Genomic DNA, 18,849 nt, shown 5'->3' with positions numbered 1-18,849 from the left:
AGTCTCGGATCGCATCACAGTCTTCATCCCACCCTCGACCCGTTAGGTCACCCCGAGTCCGACGGCACGGCCCCAGAATGACCTGAAGGATCTCACGCCCGCCGTGACATCAGCCGCTCGACCAGCGACCCACCCTGGTTCAGCTCGTCGAGCTCGTCCGCCAGCACCGTGACGGTCTCGCGGATCTGCTCGGGCGTGTGCTCGGAGGTGATGAAGAAGCGCAGGCGCGACGAGCGCTCCGGCACCGCCGGGTGGATGATCGGCTGCACGTTGATGCCGCGCTTGAACAGCCGGTCGGACAGCGTCACGGCCTTGAGCGAGTCGCCGAGGATCACCGGGACCACGGCGAGCCCGAGGCTGGTGCCGGTATCGAGGCCGCGCTCGCGGGCACAGGCGAGGAACAGGGCGCCGTTACGGCGAAGCCGCGCCACCCGCTCGGGCTCGCGGCGCATTAGCGCCAGGGACGCGGTGGCGGCGGCGGCGAGCGGCGGCGAGAGACCGACCGAGTAGACGAAGCCGCCGGCGGTGCATTTCAGGAGTTCGACGAGCGCTGCTGCGCCCGCCACGTAGCCGCCGCAGGAGGACAGGGTCTTCGACAGCGTGCCCATCCAGATGTCGACGCTGCCGGGGGCTACGTCGCAATGCTCGTGCAGGCCGTGGCCCTCGTGGCCGAGCACGCCGAGGCCGTGGGCGTCGTCGACCATCAGCCAGGCGCCGTAGCGCTCCTTGAGGGCGACGAATCCGGCGAGGTCGGGGGCGTCCCCGTCCATGCTGTAGAGGCCCTCGATCACGATCAGCGCCCGGCGGTGCTCGTGGCGGGTGGCGTGCAGCAGCGACTCCAGGGCCTGGAGGTCGTTATGGGCGAAGCTGCGGCGCTGGGCGCCCGAGAGCTGCGCGCCGGTGACCACGGAATTGTGGATCAGGGCGTCGTGATAGATCACGTCGCCGGGCTCCAGCAGGGCCGCGATGGTCGCCACGTTGGTGGCATGCCCGCTCACCATCACGACGCAGGCCTCGGTGCCGTAATGCGCGGCGATCGCCTTCTCGAGGACGAGATGGCCCGGGCGCTCGCCGGCCACGATCCGGCTCGCCGAGGACGAGGTGCCGTAGACGGCGAGCGCCTCCTGCGCCGCCGCGTTCACCTCCGGATGGCCGTTGAGCCCGAGGTAATCGTAGGACGAGAAGTTGGTGAAGGCGCGGCCGTCGATCCGCGTCGTCGCGCCGGCCTTGGCGTCGTGGACGCGGAAGAACGGGTTGCCGAGGCCGATCAGGTCGGCGGCGGAGCGCTGGAGCTTCAGCTCCTTGTAGGCCGGCAGGCTGTCGAAGCTCTGGGCCTGGGCGAGGACGGGCTTGGGCTCCGGCCGGGCCGGGGCGGGACGGACGGGAGCCTTGCCGAGGCGGGCGGCGACGAAGCCCGCCAGGGCCTCGCGCCCGCCCGCGCCGTGGGAGGATCCGCTGCTCATTGGGTGATGACCTTGATGTCCTGGCTGTTCTTCTCGACCAGCACCTGAAGGGACTGGAGCGCTTCGGCGTCGGCCGCCTCCACACCGCCATGGCGCTGCGACAGGCTGAGCACCGCCGCCGCGCTCTCGTCGACCGGGGCCGCCACCGACTGGATCAGGGTGTCGGCGAGTTCGGTCACGGTCTGGCCGCTCGACACGCCGGAGGGCGGCGCGTCGAGGCCGAAGCGCTCCTGCAGGCTCGCGCCCAGCTCGACGCCCATCAGCGAGTCGAGGCCGATCTCCGAGAGCTGGCGCACCCGGCTGATGTCGTCCTTCGGCAGGCGCAGGATGCGGGCGATGTCCTCCACGATGGCGTCCGCCACGGTCTTGCGGACGTCGTCGAGATCGTGGGCCCGCAGCAGGCCCGGGATGCTGATCGCGGCCTGGCCGCCGGCCTCCGCCTGCTGCTCCGAGCCGAGGCTGGCATAGCTCGGGGAGCGCAGGGTCGCGAGGCGCTCGCGCGCCTTGCCCCAGTGCATCGCCGCGATGGCGATCACCGCGTCGTCGGGCGCCGTGCCCTGCAGGCCCAGAGCCTCGGCCATCAGGTCGAGGGACTTGCGGGCATCGACCGGGGTCACGCCGACGCGGCCGGCGAGCGTCTCCATCACCGCCTTGTTGCGGGCGAGCACGCCCACGTCGCCGATCGCGCCCCAGGCCACCGCCAGGGCCGGCAGGCCGAGGCGCCGGCGCTGGCGGGCGAGGCCCTCCATGAAGCCGTTGGCGGCGACGTAGGAGCCCTGGCCCGGATTGCCGATGAAGGTCGTGGCCGAGGAGAACAGCACGAAGTAGTCGAGCGCCCGGTCGCGGGTCAGCGCGTCGAGATGGCCGGCGCCGATCACCTTGGGGGCGATCACCGCCTCGAGGGCGGCCGGATCGAGGTTCGCGATCAGGCCGTCCTGCAGCACCATCGCGCCGTGGATGATGCCGGCGAGCTTCACCCCTCCGGCTTCCACCCGCTCCAGCAGGCGCTGGACCGAGGACCGGTCGGTGATGTCGCAGGATTCGACCTGCACGGCGACGCCGCGGGCCTTGAGGTCCGCGATGGTCGAGAGTGCCGCCTCGCCGGACGGCGCCTTGCGGCCGACGAGCGCGATGTGACGCGCCCCCCGGTCGGCGAGCCAGCGCGCCGCCTCGATGCCGAAGCCGCCGAGCCCCCCGGTGACGAGGTGGACGCGGTCGGGCGCCACCACGAAGGGCTTCGTCGTCTCGGCCGGGATCGTGCCGGCCTTGGGCGGCGCGATCACGATCTTACCGACGTGGCCGGATTGCTGCATCAGCCGGAAGGCGTCCGAGACCTCCTCGGCCGCGAACGGCTGGTAGGGCAGCGCCTTCAGGCTGCCGTCGGTGAACAGCGCCATCACCTCGCGGAACAGCCGCTTGCCCTCGTCCGGCTGGAACTGGAGCAGCTGGTCGAGATCGACGCCGAAATACGACAGGTTCCGGCGGAACGGCCGCAGGCCGATATGGGTGTTGGCGACGTAGTCGCGCTTGCCGAGTTCCACGAAGCGCCCGAAGGGCTTCAACGAATTGAGGCTGCGCTCCATCGACTCGCCGAACAGGCTGTTGAGCACGACATCGACGCCGTCGCCGGTGATGCGGCGGATGTCGTCGACGAAGGCGAGCGAGCGGGAATCGAGCACGTGCTCGGCGCCGAGCGCCTTGACCAGCGCCCGCTTCTCGTTCGAGCCCGCGGTGGCGATGACCCGGGCGCCGCGCATCCGGGCGATCTGGAGCGCCGCGAGGCCGACGCCGCCGGCGCCGCCATGGACCAGCACCCACTCGCCGGCCTTGAGGCGGGCGAGGGTCACGAGCCCGTAGAAGGCCGTGAGGAACGCCACCGGCGTGGTGGCGGCGGCCTCCGACGACAGCCCCTCGGGAGCGGCCGCCACGACCATCTCCGGCACCACGATATGGGTGGAAAAGCCCGACTGGGCGAAGGCCACCACCCGATCGCCGGGCTTGAACGCGGTCACGCCCGCGCCGACGGCGGCAACGCGGCCCGCGCATTCGAGGCCGAGCCGCGGGCCGGCGAAGCCGTCCTCGAGGATTTCCTCGGGCAGCATCGACAGGGCCCAGAGCACGTCGCGGAAGTTGAGGCCGGTGGCCTCGACCGCGATCTCGATCCGGCCGGGACCGGGCGCGACGCGCTCGGCCGGGCCCCAATGCATCTCGTTGAGGCCGCCGGTCGTGCTGCGCTCGAGCCGCGCGGCCGGCGCCGCCGGACCGGAGCGGCGGGCCGGGCGCGCGCCCTGCGAGAAGCGCACCACGCGGGTCGCATCGTCGTCGACCACGATCTCGGTTTCGGCTGTGCCGGACAGGATCAGGTCGCGCAGGCGCTCGGCGGCGCGCTTCGAGGAGATCGCCGTCGACAGGTCGATGCGGCGCACGTCGAGGTTGGCCACTTCGTTGGCGAGCGTCCGGGTGAAGGCCCAGATGCCGGCCTCGACGCCGCAGGCGAGCCCGCCGCGGTCGCGGGTGGCGCCGGGGCAGACGACCCAGAGCCGGGTCTGGCGGCTGCCGAGATGCTCGACGCAGCGCTTGAGCCCGAGGCAGCGCTCGCGCAGCCGCTCGGCCGGCTCGCCGCCGCGGTTGAAGGCACCGGCGAGGTAGACGACCGTGTCGGGCGTCTCGCGCTCGAGCTCGCGCAGCGACGTCTCGGAATCGAGGATGATCGAGACGTGGACCCCGCTCGCCACCAGGAGGGTGGCCAGCGACGAGGCGGTCTCGGCCGCGAACTCGTCCTCGGAGCCGATCACGAAGGCGAAGCTCTGGCCGGCGGCGGCCCTCGGCCGGGGCGGGGCCTCGGCGAGCAGCAGGAGGTCGTTGCCGTTGCGGGTGACTGCCCGATCCGCCGCGACCTTGACGAGGCCGACGGCGCTCAACGAGCGCTGCCAGCCCGCCACGTCGTCGAGGCGCCCGACCGGCACGTCGCCGACGGTCTCGAACCAGCCGGCGTTGAGGCCGAACACCATGTCGCGGAACAGCGAGGCGCCGGGCTCGACCGCCACGAACAGGCCGCCGGCCGCGAGGCTCGATGCCAGGGGGCTGAAGAGGTCGCGGGAGGCGCGGTGAAGCACGTCGCTCGCCAGCACCGCGTCGAACGCGGCCTGGCCGAGGCCCGCCGGATCCTCGACGATCGTGACGCCGGCCGGCAGGGCGAGGCGGGCGCGCTCGGCGAGGCGCCGATCGGCCTCGAACACCGTCAGGCGCGCCTCGTGCAGGCCGGCGAAGGTCGCGACCTGGGCCGAGAGCGGCCCGAACCCGACCTGGAGCAGGCGCAGGGCCCGGTCGCGGGGGAGCGACGCGGCGCTGTCGGACAGAAGCCGCATCACCGCATCGGCCGAGGCCCGCACGGTGGCACCGCGGAGGCAGAAGGCATCGAGCGCCGCCTGCGGCAGGGACGGAGCGTCGGCGAGCGAGCCGGCGAGGATGCGCGACACCACGGCGCCGAGATCGGCGCAGAGCAGCAGCTCCGCCGACAGCTCGGGATGATCCGCCGCGATCCAGCGCATGATCTCGTCGGGCTCGGGCAGCGTCACGTCGGCGCGCAGGCGCCAGCGCCCGTCGCCCGCCGAATCCGCGAGGCCGCTGACCTCGAGCGCCAGAAGCTGGTTGACGAGCCAGGGCCGCAGAGCCGCCGGCAGCCGGCGCGACGCCGCCACGTCGACGACGCCGCCGACCGCGAGACCGCGGGCGAGCCGGTCGGCGAGCGAGGTCGCCCAGCCTTCGAGCAGCATGTGGCCGGCGCCGAGTGCCGCCTCGCCGGTGGCCGTGACCGCGCCGGCATGCCGGCGCACCAGGGCCGCGACGGCGGGTTGCGGCTCGAGGGCGATCGCCGTCGGCTCGGTGGCGAGTTCGGTGAATTGCCGGATCGCGAAGGCGTCGAGGTCGTTGCCGGCCTTCATGCGCAGGGCCTGGAACCTGCCCTCGCGCAAGGAGGCGATCACCTCGCCGGCCGCGTCCACCAGGGTGAAGTCGGCCAGGATGCTGCGCTCGTTGCAGCGCCGAGTGCGGATCACCGCACGGGCGATCGTCGCGCCGGGGCGCACGAGCCGGATCTCGCCGAAGCGGATCGGGACGTAGGCCCGGCTCGCCGCCTCGCCGAGGAGGTCGGCGAAGAGCAGGATCAGGCCGTGGAAGCAGGAATCCAGGCGCGCCGGCGCCACGCCGTAACGCGTGTTCGCCTCGGCCGGCAGCAGATCGGAGACGATGGTGGCGTCGTCGAGCCGGGCCGAGCGGGCGACCTGACGGAAGCTCGGGCCGAAGCCGAGGCCGGAAGCCTTGGCGCGGGCGTAGAGCGCCTCACCCTCGACCGTGGTCTCGGAGGGCAGGGCGGCCGCGTCGCGGCCGGTCAGGCGCGGCGGCAGCGGGGTCTCGCCCTCGACCAGCTTGGCGACGGCGTGGAGCTGCCACGGCGCCTGGCTCAAGCGCGGCCGGGACAGGATCTGCACCAGGTTAGCGCCCGGCGAGAACCGGGACAGCACCTCGCGCACCGCGTCGTCGGCGAAGACCATCGGCTGCTGGATCTCGAGATCCGCCAGCGTCACGGTCTCGGAACGCACGATCTCGCGGCCGACCGCCAGCGCCATCTCGGCAAAGCCCGCGCCGGGCAGGATCGCCTGTCCGTCGATGCGGTGGTCGTCGAGCTCGGGCAACGTCGCGACGTCGAGATGGGCCAGCCATTCCAACCCGTCCGGACCCTGGCGGGTGCCGATCAGCGGATGGTAGGGCCGGGCGCTCGCCGGGTTCATCGCCTCGGTGGTCTCCGGCAGGCGGAACACCTTGCGCTGCCAGGGATAGTGCGGCAGCGCCACGCTGCCGGCCGGGTCGGCCCCGAAGGCGACGTCCTCGTCGACCACGGCACCTGCAGCGAGCGCCGCGGCGAGGGCGCGCCGGAACGGGTCGGCCGAGAGTGCCTTCTTGGGCAATACGCCGACGGTGGCACCGTCGAGGCCGAGGGGCTCCAGGCAATCGCCGACATGCGGCAGCAGGGTCGGACGGGGGCCGACCTCGACGAAGATCCGGGCTCCGGCCTGCGCCGCCGCCTGGATCGCCGCGCTGAACTGCACCGGCTCGCGGATGTTGCGCCACCAGTAGCCGGCATCGAAGGCGCGGCCGTCGAGCACGTCGCCGGTCACCGTCGAGGCCAGCGGCACCGTGCCGGGGCTCGGCGCCAAGCCCGCGAGGTCGCGCCGCAGAGGCGCCTCGATCGGGTTCATCAGCCGGCCGTGGAAGGCGTAGTCGAGGTCGAGCTTGCGGCCGCGGCGGCGCTTGCGCGCCAGCGCCTTCATGGCCGCATCAATGATCGCCACGGGGCCCGCCACCGTCACGGCCTTCGGGCTGTTGTAGGCGGCGATGTCGAGCTCGGGGAAGTCGGCGAGGAACGCCTGCACCTCCTCGACGGGAGCGAGCAGCACCGCCATGGTGCCGAGCCCGCGGGTCGCCTCCTGGTGCTTCGAGCGGTAGTAGATGACCTTGACGGCCTGCTCGAGGGTCAGGATGCCGGCGGCTTCCGCCGCGCCGATCTCGCCGACCGAGTGGCCGACGATCGCGGTCGGCGTGAGGCCGATCGCCCGCAGGGCCGCGGTGGACGCCGCCTCGATGGCGAAGATCAGCGGCTGCGACACGCTGGTGAGAGCGAGTCGCTTCTCCAGGTCGTCGGCGTGCAGGGCTTCCTTCAGCGACCAGCCGGCAAGCGGCCGGAACAGGGCGTCGGCCTCGTCGAAGCGGGCGCGGAAGACCGGGTTGAGGGCGTAGGCGTCCCGGCCCATCCCGGCCCACTGGCTGCCGTTGCCCGAATACACGAAGGCGACGCCGCCGGCGCGCTCGACCGCAGTGGCGACGACGGCAGCTTGCGTCTCCTCGCCCTCGGCGATCGCCCGCAGGGCCTCGGTCACGTCCCCGGCATCGAGGTTGCGCAGCGGGATCGCGGCGCGGACCGGCAGGCGCTCGCGGCGATAGGCCGCCGCCGCGGCGACGCGGGATAGGTCCGCCGCGTCCGCCCCGTCGAGGCGGGCGGCGTAATCCTGGGCGAGGTCGGCGAGCGCCGCCTTGGTCTGGGCCGAGACCAGCAGCACCTCGGGCGTGGAGACCTGTGCCGCCGGGGCCGCCGCGACGGGCGCCGGGTCGGTCAGAATGACGTGGGCGTTGGTGCCGCCGAAGCCGAACGAGTTGACGCCGGCGAAGCGCTCCTTGGCCGTACGGGGCAGGGGCCGGAGTTCGCGATTGACCGCGAGGTTCAGCTCGTCGAACGGGATCGCCGGGTTCAGTTCGGCGCTGTGCAGCGAGGGCGGCAGCAGGTCGTGCTCGAGGGCGAGGCTCGCCTTGAGCAGGCCGGCGAGGCCCGAGACCGGCTCGGTATGGCCGATATTGGTCTTGATCGAGCCGATCGGCAGCGGCGTGGCGCGGCCGCGGCCGAGCTTGCCGCCGATGGCGCCGGCCTCGATCGGATCGCCGACCGGCGTCCCGGTTCCGTGGGCCTCCACGAAGGCGATCGCGTCGAGGGCGACGCCCGCCTCACGGTAGATCTCGTCGAGGAGTGCGCCTTGCGCGTAGCCCGACGGCAGGGAGATGCCGGTGGTGCGCCCGTCCGAATTGACCTTCGAGGCGGCGATCACGCCGCGCACCGTCGCGCCGTTGCGGGCGGCGGCCTTGGCCGATTGCAGCACCAGGACGACGCCGCCCTCGGCGCGCACGTAGCCGTCGGCGCTGGCCGAGAAGGCCTGGCACAGGCCGGTGCGCGACAGCATCGAGGCGTTGGAGAACGACACGAAGTTGAACGGGCTGACCAGCAGGTTGACGCCCGCCACCACCGCCGTGTCGATCCGCCCCGAGGCGATCGCCGCCACCGCGGCGTCGAGGGCGACCAGGGACGACGAGCAGGCGGTGTCGAGGGTGAAGCTCGGCCCCTTCAGGTCGAAGATGTAGGAGATGCGGTTCGACAGGATCGACAACGTGTTGCCGGTCGCCGCGTAGGCGTCGCCCGAGGCGGTGTCGAGCACCCGCAGATTGCCGTAATCGAGCGAGGAGGCACCCACGAACACGCCGATCGGGCTGCCGGCGATGGCCGACGGCCGCAGGCCCGCGCTTTCCAGGGCTTCCCAGGTCAGTTCCAGCAGCAGGCGCTGCTGCGGGTCCATCTGCTCGGCCTCGCGGGGCGAGATGCCGAACACGGAAGGGTCGAACGACCACGGATCGTCGATGACGCCGGCGGCCCAGGTGTAGCTCTTGCCGCGCTCCTGCGCCCGGGGATGGCCCATGCGCTCGAGGGACCAGCGGTCCTCCGGGATGCGCGAGACGGCGCACCGTCCCTCGATGAGCATCTGCCAGAGGCTGTCGACGCCGGAGGCGCCCGGAAGCCGGCAGGCCCGACCGATGATCGCGATGTCAGGACGCTGTGTCACGTTCGATTCGCTACACGCTCTTTTACGGAGGACCGGACGCGACGGCGCCGCACCCGGGCAATTCAACCCAACCCATAGTATGAGGCCCGCATCGCGCCAACCCCGGACGGGCACCCCCCACCCCGGACGAGCAAGACAAGGTTCACCTGTGACATGCCTTCATCAGTCGAAGTTCTGCCGCCCACTCCGGCGAAACGCCGGCGCAACGGCCTAACATTGTCATCCGATCAACATGCGCGGCGTTGCATACGATAGGGTTAAGCTTGTTCGCGGTCCCGGCAGGGCCGGAGCGCGCCTGTAGCGTTAGACCCGATGAATCGGGTCGCAATGCGGCAGAGCGCAGGTCCGCCGGCTCGTCCGCCCCTTGCCGGACAACCGGCCGGGGCGGGCGGTCAGAAGGCCTTGAAGGTGATGATGGTGCGGGTATCCTGGATATCCGCAATCGTCTGCACGTGCTCGGCCACGAAATGCCCGATATCCACCCCGTCATCGACGTGGAACTTGGCGAGAACGTCGTAGTGACCGGCCGTCGAATAGATCTCGGAGGCGATCTCGCGGTCGGCCAGAGCACTCGCGACGGTATAGGTCTTGCCCAGGCGGCACTTGATCTCGACGAAGAAGGTCTGCACCGGCTCTCTCCTGGCGATGTGCTGAATTCTGACTTATAAAAATTCGAAACGACGGCCGGGCATCCTGCAGGACGGTCGCGATGGGACGCGGGGCGCCCCGACACCATGCCCGTCAGGGGCGCCCGATGCTGGCATAGGTGAAGCCCAGCCTGCGGACGTCCTCCGGCCGGTAGATGTTGCGCAGGTCCACGAGCACCGGCTCGGCCATGGCGGCGCGCAGGCGCTTGAGATCGAGGGCCCGGAACGCGTCCCACTCGGTCACGATCACGAGAGCCTGCGCTCCTTCGGCGCAGGTATAGGGATCGGCGGCGTACTCCACCCCGGTCAGGTGGGCGCGGGCCTGCTCCACCCCCTCCGGGTCGTAGGCCACGATCCTGGCGCCGGCATCCTGCAGCCCGGCGATGATCGCGAGGGACGGCGCCTCGCGCATGTCGTCGGTGTTCGGCTTGAAGGTGAGCCCGAGCACCGCGATCCGCTTCGCCCGGACCGAGCCGCCGCAGGCCGCCGCCACCTTGCGGGCCATCGCGCGCTTGCGGCTGTCGTTGACCGCCACCACCGTCTCGACGAGCCGCACCGGCGAGCCCGCATCCTGCGCCGTCTTGACCAGCGCGAGCGTGTCCTTCGGGAAGCATGAGCCGCCGTAGCCGGGCCCGGCATGCAGGAACTTGCGGCCGATGCGGTTGTCGAGCCCGATGCCGCGGGCGACCTCCTGCACGTCGGCGCCGACCTGCTCGCAGAGATCGGCGATCTCGTTGATGAACGTGATCTTGGTCGCCAGGAAGGCGTTCGCCGCGTACTTGGTCAGCTCGGCGGTGCGCCGGCTCGTCACTAGGATGGGTGCGTGGTTGAGGTAGAGCGGGCGGTAGAGCTCGCTCACCACCGCGGCAGCCGCCGGATCGTCGGCCCCGATGACGATCCGGTCGGGGCGCTTGAAGTCGGCGATCGCCGCGCCCTCGCGCAGGAATTCCGGATTCGAGGCGACCGCGATCGCGAGGTCGGGCCGCGCCTCGCGGACGATGCGCTCGACCTCGTCGCCGGTCCCGACCGGCACCGTGGACTTGGTGACGACGACCGTCGGCCCGGTGACCGCGGCCGCGATGTCGCGCGCCGCCTGGTGGACGTAAGAGAGGTCGGCGAAGCCGTCGCCGCGGCGGGACGGCGTGCCGACCGCGATGAACACCGCGTCGGCCCCGGCGACCGCCTGGCGCAGGTCGGTGGTGAAGGCGAGGCGGCTCTGGCGCACGTTCTCGGCCACCAGGGCGTCGAGGCCGGGCTCGTAGATCGGGATGCGGCCGTCCTTCAGGGCGGCGATCTTCTCCGGCGCGGTGTCGACGCACACGACCGTGTGGCCGAAATCGGCGAAGCAGGCTCCGGAGACCAGGCCGACATAGCCCGCTCCCACCATCGCAACGCGCATCTCACGTCCCCTCGGCAGCGGCGCGGCCCGGCGCCCGCGGGCACCGCTGTAGCGTTGCAGTGCAAAACGAGCAACGGTCGCGCGGTCGTCCGAAATCCGGTCGCTTGCCGCGCAAGGCGGTTTCGGCCTCGCTCGGACGCCGCGCGGGCTGGTGAGACGCCCTCCGGAAGGAAGCGTCCGGACAGCGTCTCACCAGAGCCGGAACAGCGCCTTCGCCCGGGCGAGGTTCGGGTTGTAATAGGGGTCGTTGCGCAGTTCCGGCCCCCAGCGCTCGGTCATGGTGGCGACCTCGGCCTCGAAGCGGGCGCGCTTCTCGGGCGTGTCCTCCTTGCCGCGGCTCTTCGATTCGTGGTGCGTCAAGGCGGCGTGCGGGGTCCAGATCACGCTGTAGCCGGCCTTGCGCACCCGCAGGCAGAGGTCGATGTCGTTGAAGGCGACCGCCAGGTGCGCGTCGTCGAAGCGGCCGACCGCCTCGAACACCTCCCGCCGCATCATCAGGCAGGCGCCGGTCACCGCGGACACCTCCTGAGAGATCACCATGCGGCCGAAATAGCCCGGGTCGTCCGGCCCGATATCCGGGTGGCTGTGGCCGGCCACCCCCCCGACGCCCAGCACCACGCCGCCGTGCTGGAGCGTCCCGTCCGGATAGGACAGCTTGGCGCCGACCGCGCCGACCGCCGGCTCGACCGCGATCGAGGCCATCTCGGTCAGCCAGCCCGGCTCGACGATCTCGATGTCGTTGTTGAGGAACAGGAGCAGCGGCCCGGTCGCGGCCGCGGCGCCGTCATTCGACAACCCCGAGAAGTTGAACGGGCCGGGACGCGCCAGCACCCGCACGCGCTCGTCGGCGGCGGCCTCCTTCAGGAGCGCCAGGGCCGAGGGCTCGGTGCTGCCGTTGTCGACCACCACGACCTCGATGTCGGGATAGTCGGTGCGGTCGAGGAGGCCGTCGAGGGCAACGCGCAGGAGTTCGGCCCGATCCCTGGTCGGGATGACGACGGAGACGCGCGGGGCCGGATCGGGCAGGGCGCGCACCAGCCGGTTGAAGCCCAGCGGCCCCCGCTCGACCCGGTGCGGCCAGCCGCGCCGCGCCACCAGTTCCTCGAGCGCCCGCAGGCGCGCCGCCTCGGCCCTGGCCAGGAAGGCGTCCGAGAAGGTGCCGGAGCCGATCGCGGTGCGCCAATGGTAGAGGATCACCGGCAGGTGGCGGACACGGGCCGGATCGAGCCGGTCGCTCAGGCGCAGCAGCAGGTCGTGGTCCTGGCTGCCCTCGAAGCCGGGACGCAAACGCCCCACTGCCTCGACCAGGCTGCGGCGCACCACCGTCAGGTGGTTGAGATAGTTCTGACCGTAGAGGAGCTCGGGGTTCCAGTCGCCCTTAAAATGGGGCTCGAAGCGCCGGCCCTCGGCGTCGATCTTGTCCTCGTCGCTGTAGATCAGGTCGAGGTCCGGCTCGCGCCGGATCGCCTTCGCCACTTCATACAGGGCGTGGGCCGGCAGCACGTCGTCGTGGTCCATGAACGCGACGTAGGTGCCCTGGGCAAGGGCGAGCGCGGTGTTGGTGGCGGCGGCGATATGGCCGTTCTCGGGCCGGCGCTCGACCCGGATCCGGGAATCCTCCGCGCACGCCCGGGCGAGCAGGCGCGGCACCGCCGGATCGGTCGAGGCGTCGTCGGCGATGCACAGCTCCCAATGCGGGTAGAGCTGGTCGCGGACCGAGCGCAGGGCCTCCTCGAGTACCCTCCCGCCGGGATTGTAGACCGGCATCACCACCGAGATCAGGGGCGGGTCGCGCCACAGCGCCACCTCGGCGGCGATGCGGGTGCGGTCGGCCTCGCTCAACGTGTCGAAGTGGCGGACCCAGGTGTCGTAGGCGGTCAGCCCCGGCGGCACGAGGGCGCGGGCGAGGCGGTGCTGCGAGCGCACCCTCTTGCCGACCGCGCGCCAGAACAGGGCCTGGGCGGTGAGCACCGGCCGGCGCAGGGCCGCCCGGCCGACGAGGGCGAGGCGGCGCCTCACCGTCACGGTGAACTCGGCGATGCTCAAGGCCGGCTCGCCCAGCATCGGCGCCAGTCGCAAGGAGGTGGTGCCGGCGGGCAGCCGCCCGAGCCAGGTGAAGCGCCCGTGACCGAAGGCGCGCTCCGACAGGCTGGTGCCCTGCGGCCCCTCCGGCCCGTCCACGATCGCCGTCAGCTCCACCCGGCTGAAGGCGCCGTGATTCTCGTCCTTGAAGGCGATGGAGACCCAGCGCCCCCCGAGCCCGAGATCCGCCACATCGAGGTTCAGGGCCTCGACCCCGAATTCGAGCCGGACCCGGGCGAAGTCCCGCGCGACCGTGCGCCCGCCCGCGAGGCGGAGCGAGGCGCGCAAGGGGCTGCAGGGGGAGGGGCTGCCGGGGGCGGAACCACCGGGACGGGACGCGGCGTGGGATGGGGTCTGGGCTGTCACCGGTCCTCGCGCCTCACGATGCCGCCTGGCCGGCGACCGGCACCGACCAGGCGCCGCATCTTCAATGAAATCAATGATTTATAACGCATATCGTGGGCGGACGTGTAGCAGGGGGGCGGAGCGGCTGGCAAGGGTCGGCTGATCGGTCGGCTGATCGGTCGGCTCATCGGCCGGTCCGGTCCGTCGCCCGCAGGGCCGACGGGTGCCGGGCAGCGGGAAGGGTACCGTTCGCGGCGTGCCGCCGGCAAAACCGAGTTGGCGCAGGAACCGGCTTGTCACTCGCGGCAACTGCCTCTATACGCCCTCTCACACCGGCGCCGCGCCACGCGGCACCGAGGGCGCGTAGCTCAGCGGGAGAGCACTACGTTGACATCGTAGGGGTCACAGGTTCGATCCCTGTCGCGCCCACCATCTCCTCTCCGGATGTCAGGGGGTTTCCCCAGCGGAGCGGAACCGGATCGAAGGATCCGGAGACCATGAAGACCAGGACACCCTCCGTTTCGAGGGTTATTGACCGATATCCGCCGGCGATGCATGCGGATCGAGGGGCGCGTAGCTCAGCGGGAGAGCACTACGTTGACATCGTAGGGGTCACAGGTTCGATCCCTGTCGCGCCCACCATCGCTGCTTCCGGGTGTCAGGATGACCGGGCGGTGCCGGACCGGCTCCGGGCGACCCGTCGAGCGTCCGGCCCTCGACGACGAGGATCTCTCTCATGACCGAGCAGGATGTGGGTGTCGCCTTCGCCACCCTGGCGACCGCGCTCGCGGTGGCGCTGCACAAGCAGGGCGTCGCCGACGGCGAGGCCCTCCTGGCCGAGACCGTCGGCGCCCTCGAAGCCGTGCTGCAGGACGATTATCCGGCGGAAGCCCGGGCAATTCTCGGCGCCTGCGCCCACTCGCTGAGGGCGGCGGAAGGCTGAGCGGGAGGGGAGCGGCTGCCCATTCCACCGGTCGTCCTTTCAGACAACCTTGGCCGGCTCCTTGCCGACTACCGCGTGGCCTGGGTTGCGGCCGGGGCAGCGATGAATCCCACGCTGTCCTTCTCGGCCTCGCCCGTCGGTGCTCCCACCCGCGCCGAGGGCCGGGTGCCGCCCGTGGGCGCGGCCGGCAGGTCCGGTTCGGGCTGGGCGCAGAACAGGCCGATTGTGTCCTTCTCGGGATTTCCGGTGGTCGGGCCGATCCGCATCGGCAGATAGAGCGGACAGCGCGCGAAGGCCTGTCCCGCAGAGACAAGCATCGCCAGTGCTGCCAGCGGCACGATGAGCGGGTGCATCTTCGTCCTCCGCAATCTTCTTCTTCGATCGAGACAGGCCTGTCTTCGCGTCGATCGCCTGACTCACGCCCTGTATCGTCTCGCGCCGCTGGAAAGGCGTCGTCAGAGTGAAGGACGGCCTCTACCGGCGACGGAGAAACCGGACGCCGTGCCCAATCACGTCGCCTTCGGAAGTCGGCGGGGGTCCCCTACGCTCCAAGTTCCTGCCAGCTCGGAGCGCTCCGGCTTAGACCATCCGGACGAGAGCTGAAGCGCGATGCGCGGCCCCGTCGAAACCCGGATCCCGGTCACGTGCATCCGTCGCGCGCTGCACGGAGAGGGAACAGTCGGCGCACGACCGAATCGATGCGCGTTCCCAGTGGGGCAGGCATGCGTCAGGAGCATTCGTGCTACCGATCGGCTTATGCCGAAAGCATCGTCGTTACAAAGCAGACAAGAAAAGCGTACAGCCCTGCGTTGCGCCAGCTATCGAACTATCGGCTGACCCCCGACTGCTTCTCACTGGCAAGTGCAGAATTCCGTCGGCACCGGCGAGGCGCACGCGCCTCGGCTGAATGCAGAATCATTACACGCACAGTGCGCATCAAGGGTCTTCCGCCGGAAACTCCTCTCCACCGGATCCCCGTTGCTGCGCTCGCGTAGCGTCCTGCCGCCTCGGCTCGTCGCCGGATCCGCGACAAGGCCATTCTTTTCTCCGCTTCATCATAACTACCGGGCCTCGCCTACATCGATAATCCCGACAAATCCCGATAATATCGAACGCAAAATTTCGGTTTTGCGTCTCTTATAATTGTCAATCCAAACAATTCCGAGGTTATTCCTGCATGAAGCCCGCCCGCAAGCTTGCATCGATACGCTTTTTATCCCATAAATTTCAGGCTATGTCGCTTCATATACTGCACGCACAGCTCATCATGAGGATACAGAAGCCCATCAGGCTGGAGGAATTATGAAGTACATCATAGTTTGTACATTAGGGCGCTCTGGATCTACGCTGCTTCAGGGATTGCTCAACGGCGCCAGCGGCTGCTGCATTCGGGGCGAGAACGGCAACTTCCTGTTGGGCCTTTATCAGTCCTACCGCGCCATATGCCACGCGAAGTCCAACAGCGATGAAGCTGTGCTACCGACGCATCCCTGGTACGGCGGCTACTCTTTCAGCCCGGACCGCTTCATTGCCGACGCTCGGAAAACATTCGAGGACCAACTCGCGTTTCCCAAAGGCACGACGGTCGCCGGCTTCAAGGAAATTCGCTGGACGCCTGCAGATTTGGGAGATGTCTCCCTCGATGAGTACATGCATTTTCTGATCTTGCTACTAGGCGACGTAAAATTTGTTTTCCTCACTAGAGATATTCAGGATATTTATGAGTCGCAGAAGCGGGCATGGCTCAATGCGGACGACATGGATTTCGATACTTTTTCGGAATCTGCATCACATTTCTATAAGACCGTCAGGTCTATAGATCTGCCGATATACGAGATAGACTATAGTGAAATCACGCATATTTCAGACAAAATGATCAACATGTTCGAATTTCTAAACATCGATTTCGACGAGGAGCGCATTGCGTCAATCCTCGCGACCGAGCACAGCTATGCGAATGCCAGGCATTATGCCGCGAATCACTGAACGTTCGACTGCGATGCAGGCCAGCATGACGGGAGTGTCGTGAGACGCCGCTTCCCGCCCGCTTCGGCTCAGGAGCGGCCGGCTCGTCACAGGGCACACGCACCGCTGAGACATGAAACCCCGATTGCATCAACATCGCCGTCTGGATCGGCTGGCCCACGCCGTACCCGGTCACGGTGGTGCCGCGCAGGAGCATCTGGGCGAGCGTGGTGCGCAGCCAGAGATGCGGCTTAAGCGTGGATTGGAGCGGATGCGCAGCGGGTCGGCGGCGGGGTGGTCGAGGCTCGGCTCGCGGTCGCCGTCGTCCAGCTCGCGGTCGGTCTTGAGCGGCAGCATGGCGGCCGCGAAGGCGATGATCGAGACGCAGCGATAGACCGCAGCGTGGCGCATGGCGGGGGCGGGCGAGACCGTGCCGGCCAGCCCGCCGGGGAGAATGGCGTTCCAAGCCTCCGCGCCGGAGGAGAGGAGGGCGGTCGCGGCTGACATGGTGGGCTCCAGGCACATCCGGGCGGCCGCGCGGGATGAGGCCAAAAGGGCATGGGGGCTCCGGTCAGGAATGAGAAAAGCACCCTGTCGATTTTCCCAGAATTCGGCAAATAATTCTGCCAATATGAATACTGCTATAGCAATATAAAATTTATTTCTAATATAACATATTTTCAATTATATCTATTTTTTGCATTATATTTCTCCAGATATAATTATAACAGGCATGACGTATTAAGTTTTTACTTATACATAACGTGGTGCAATAATATTGATGTAACGGTTATATATTTATGATAGCCAAATCACACTAAATTTTATATATCAATAAATGACATTTTAGCAGAATATAGAATTATGAAAAATTCTGCGTCTCAGTAAATCAAGCTATTTCAGCAAGTTACGCTGTAATACCTTGACTCATTTCTTCACATCGTGTTAATCCCGACACCAGACGATAGCATTTCTTGTGGATGATCGATCCAGATGTCGGAAAGAACGGGCAGGTCCATCCCCTGGCGGCCCCAGTCGTTTTTTTCCCATCAAGTGCATACCGCGCGTGCTTTTGAAATACTCAATGAGCATGGCGGCATCGCGGTTGATTTCCAAGCTGTTCGCAAGACGAAGCCGCATCTCACGGTGGAGGGTGGCCAAAGTCGATCGATGAGCCTGTGGCTCACGCAATCAACGACAGGCTTTATCACCGTGCCGAAGCTGGAAGCTGATCTGTTTACGATCCGCTTTGTGACCAGCGGCAGCATGACACGCCGGAGCCAAAGCGGAGAGCATCTTGGATATCCTGGCTATGCCATGTTCGTTGCCTTCGAGGATATGCGCAACGAAGAGGCATCAGCCAATTTTGCCGCGATGAGCGGAACGATCACGCGATCCGCTCTCCTGGCCAGCCATCAGGCGCTCGACGATACGGAGGGCGGCAGCTTTCCTCAACTGGATCCCGTCGCCCCTATCGACAATCTCCCGATGCAATCATTCTTGATGTGCTTTCGTCAGATTCATAAGCGATTGCGACAGGTGGATCCGGCAAGTGATCTATTTTTTAATTTGCTAGACGAGATTGTCAGCTATCAGCTTCTATCGTGCTGGCCTCGCCGGCGATCTGCGCCGACGACTTATCGTCATGGCGCGTCGTCAGAACAGCTGCGCAGGGCCATGGAATACATCGACGCCCAAATCGCACAACCCATGCGGCTGGCCGATATTGCGGCGGCGGCAGGCGTCAGCGTGCGCGCACTCCAGAATTCCTTCAAGCGCGAACTGGGAACGACGCCTCTGAGCTTCATCGTCGAGAGACGTCTGCAGCGCGTCCATGGGGATCTGCAGTCTCAAGACAGCATGGACCTGTCGATCGCCGAGGTGGCCCGCCGCTGGGGCTTCGTGCATGTCAGCGATTTCACCCAACGGTACCGCAAGCGCTTCAACCGCACGCCGTCGGAAACGCGACGACAATGTGTCTGATCCCAGATTAAAAATCATGGGGTGAGTGCCAGAATCTCTACAGCGAGGATAGATCCTTATAATAATTGCGCAGCCCGATATCATATTTAGGTCGATAAATCTTAAATTATTTTATTACCATTAAATATGTATTATGCCATTCGATTGCAGCGAGCTCAGGCGCCGATCTCTGCTGCAACAAACACCGGGATAGAGGCGGCACGATGTTTAGATTTGGCAATTTTGCTGCGCCTGCGGCGCTCCGTGCAATCGAGATTTCTCAGGCGATCATCGAGTGTGCGATCGATGGAACGATCCTGTCCGGGAACAAAGTTTTCTTGGACATGGCAGGATATCAGTTGACGGATGTGGTGGGCATGAACCATCACATATTCGTGCCGATTGGCATGAGAGATAGTGCCGAATACCAGTCGTTATGGGATCACTTGCGAATGGGGGTCCCGCAGAGGGTGGAATTTCCACTCGCCGTCAGGGACGGTCGCGAAGTATGGCTCCAGGCGAGTTACAATCCTGTCCGAGGGCGGGGCGGGCGCATTGTCAAAATTATCGGTCTCTGGACCGATATTTCCGCCTTGAGGCA

The 18,849-nt window shown here is 67.9% G+C and carries 11 protein-coding genes, 2 tRNA genes and 1 pseudogene; 6 read left to right on the top strand and 8 right to left on the bottom strand.

Translation table 11 applies throughout. The annotated features are described in order from the left end of the window. Positions 1–92 precede the first annotated feature (92 nt). From G4G93_RS12935 to G4G93_RS12915, 5 genes are all read right to left on the bottom strand, one after another. Positions 93–1,463 carry an aminotransferase class I/II-fold pyridoxal phosphate-dependent enzyme gene (locus G4G93_RS12935; protein WP_165084781.1) on the bottom strand — a complete coding sequence of 457 codons (1,371 nt, stop codon included), beginning with the start codon at positions 1,461–1,463 and terminating at the stop codon, positions 93–95. Then, positions 1,460–8,905 carry a type I polyketide synthase gene (locus G4G93_RS12930; RefSeq protein ID WP_165084779.1) on the bottom strand — a complete coding sequence of 2,482 codons (7,446 nt, stop codon included), beginning with the start codon at positions 8,903–8,905 and terminating at the stop codon, positions 1,460–1,462. The genes G4G93_RS12935 and G4G93_RS12930 overlap by 4 nt, the downstream gene beginning before the upstream one ends. Before the next feature lie 392 nt (positions 8,906–9,297). Next, positions 9,298–9,534 carry an Lrp/AsnC ligand binding domain-containing protein gene (locus G4G93_RS12925; RefSeq protein WP_048426071.1) on the bottom strand — a complete coding sequence of 79 codons (237 nt, stop codon included), beginning with the start codon at positions 9,532–9,534 and terminating at the stop codon, positions 9,298–9,300. 112 nt (positions 9,535–9,646) lie between these two features. Continuing rightward, a complete protein-coding gene (locus G4G93_RS12920; protein ID WP_165084777.1) occupies positions 9,647–10,951 on the bottom strand; it encodes a UDP-glucose/GDP-mannose dehydrogenase family protein in 1,305 nt (434 codons plus the stop codon). Between the two features lie 189 nt (positions 10,952–11,140). Further along, positions 11,141–13,399, bottom strand: a complete 2,259-nt coding sequence (locus tag G4G93_RS12915) for a glycosyltransferase (protein ID WP_395413538.1) — start codon at positions 13,397–13,399, stop codon at positions 11,141–11,143. Between the two features lie 336 nt (positions 13,400–13,735). Here G4G93_RS12915 and G4G93_RS12910 point away from each other — a divergent pair. The 3 genes from G4G93_RS12910 (at position 13,736) to G4G93_RS12900 (ending at position 14,321) form a co-directional block, all read left to right on the top strand. Beyond that, positions 13,736–13,810, top strand: a tRNA-Val gene (locus G4G93_RS12910). A 135-nt stretch (positions 13,811–13,945) separates the two neighbouring features. Next, positions 13,946–14,020, top strand: a tRNA-Val gene (locus G4G93_RS12905). A gap of 94 nt (positions 14,021–14,114) precedes the next feature. Continuing rightward, positions 14,115–14,321 carry a hypothetical protein gene (locus G4G93_RS12900; RefSeq protein ID WP_165084775.1) on the top strand — a complete coding sequence of 69 codons (207 nt, stop codon included), beginning with the start codon at positions 14,115–14,117 and terminating at the stop codon, positions 14,319–14,321. Positions 14,322–14,389: 68 nt separating this feature from the next. On the opposite strand, the gene G4G93_RS12895 is transcribed toward G4G93_RS12900, so the two are convergent. Further along, entirely contained in the window at positions 14,390–14,674 is a 285-nt protein-coding gene (locus tag G4G93_RS12895) for a hypothetical protein (protein ID WP_165084773.1), read from the bottom strand. A 949-nt stretch (positions 14,675–15,623) separates the two neighbouring features. Between G4G93_RS12895 and G4G93_RS12890 the strand changes: the two genes are divergently transcribed. Beyond that, positions 15,624–16,307, top strand: coding sequence for a sulfotransferase (locus G4G93_RS12890; RefSeq protein WP_165084771.1), 684 nt, complete (start codon positions 15,624–15,626; stop codon positions 16,305–16,307). A 171-nt stretch (positions 16,308–16,478) separates the two neighbouring features. On the opposite strand, the gene G4G93_RS12885 is transcribed toward G4G93_RS12890, so the two are convergent. Continuing rightward, the gene (locus tag G4G93_RS12885; protein ID WP_165084769.1) at positions 16,479–16,793 is read right to left on the bottom strand and encodes a phage portal protein; all 315 of its coding nucleotides are present in this window, start codon (positions 16,791–16,793) and stop codon (positions 16,479–16,481) included. Between the two features lie 486 nt (positions 16,794–17,279). Between G4G93_RS12885 and G4G93_RS12880 the strand changes: the two genes are divergently transcribed. Next, a complete protein-coding gene (locus G4G93_RS12880; RefSeq protein WP_165084767.1) occupies positions 17,280–18,269 on the top strand; it encodes a helix-turn-helix domain-containing protein in 990 nt (329 codons plus the stop codon). 155 nt (positions 18,270–18,424) lie between these two features. Here G4G93_RS12880 and G4G93_RS35920 read toward each other — a convergent pair whose 3' ends face one another. Beyond that, a complete protein-coding gene (locus G4G93_RS35920; protein ID WP_246736742.1) occupies positions 18,425–18,634 on the bottom strand; it encodes a hypothetical protein in 210 nt (69 codons plus the stop codon). Between G4G93_RS35920 and G4G93_RS36580 the strand changes: the two are divergent. Continuing rightward, positions 18,536–18,790, top strand: a pseudogene (locus G4G93_RS36580) (PAS domain S-box protein); the annotation flags it as partial. The gene G4G93_RS35920 and the pseudogene G4G93_RS36580 sit on opposite strands and share 99 nt — an antisense overlap. Positions 18,791–18,849 lie beyond the last annotated feature (59 nt).

Source organism: Methylobacterium sp. DB0501 (assembly GCF_011043735.1).
Taxonomy (GTDB): Bacteria; Pseudomonadota; Alphaproteobacteria; order Rhizobiales; family Beijerinckiaceae; genus Methylobacterium; species Methylobacterium alsaeris.
This window is presented reverse-complemented; position numbering and strand designations above follow the sequence as displayed.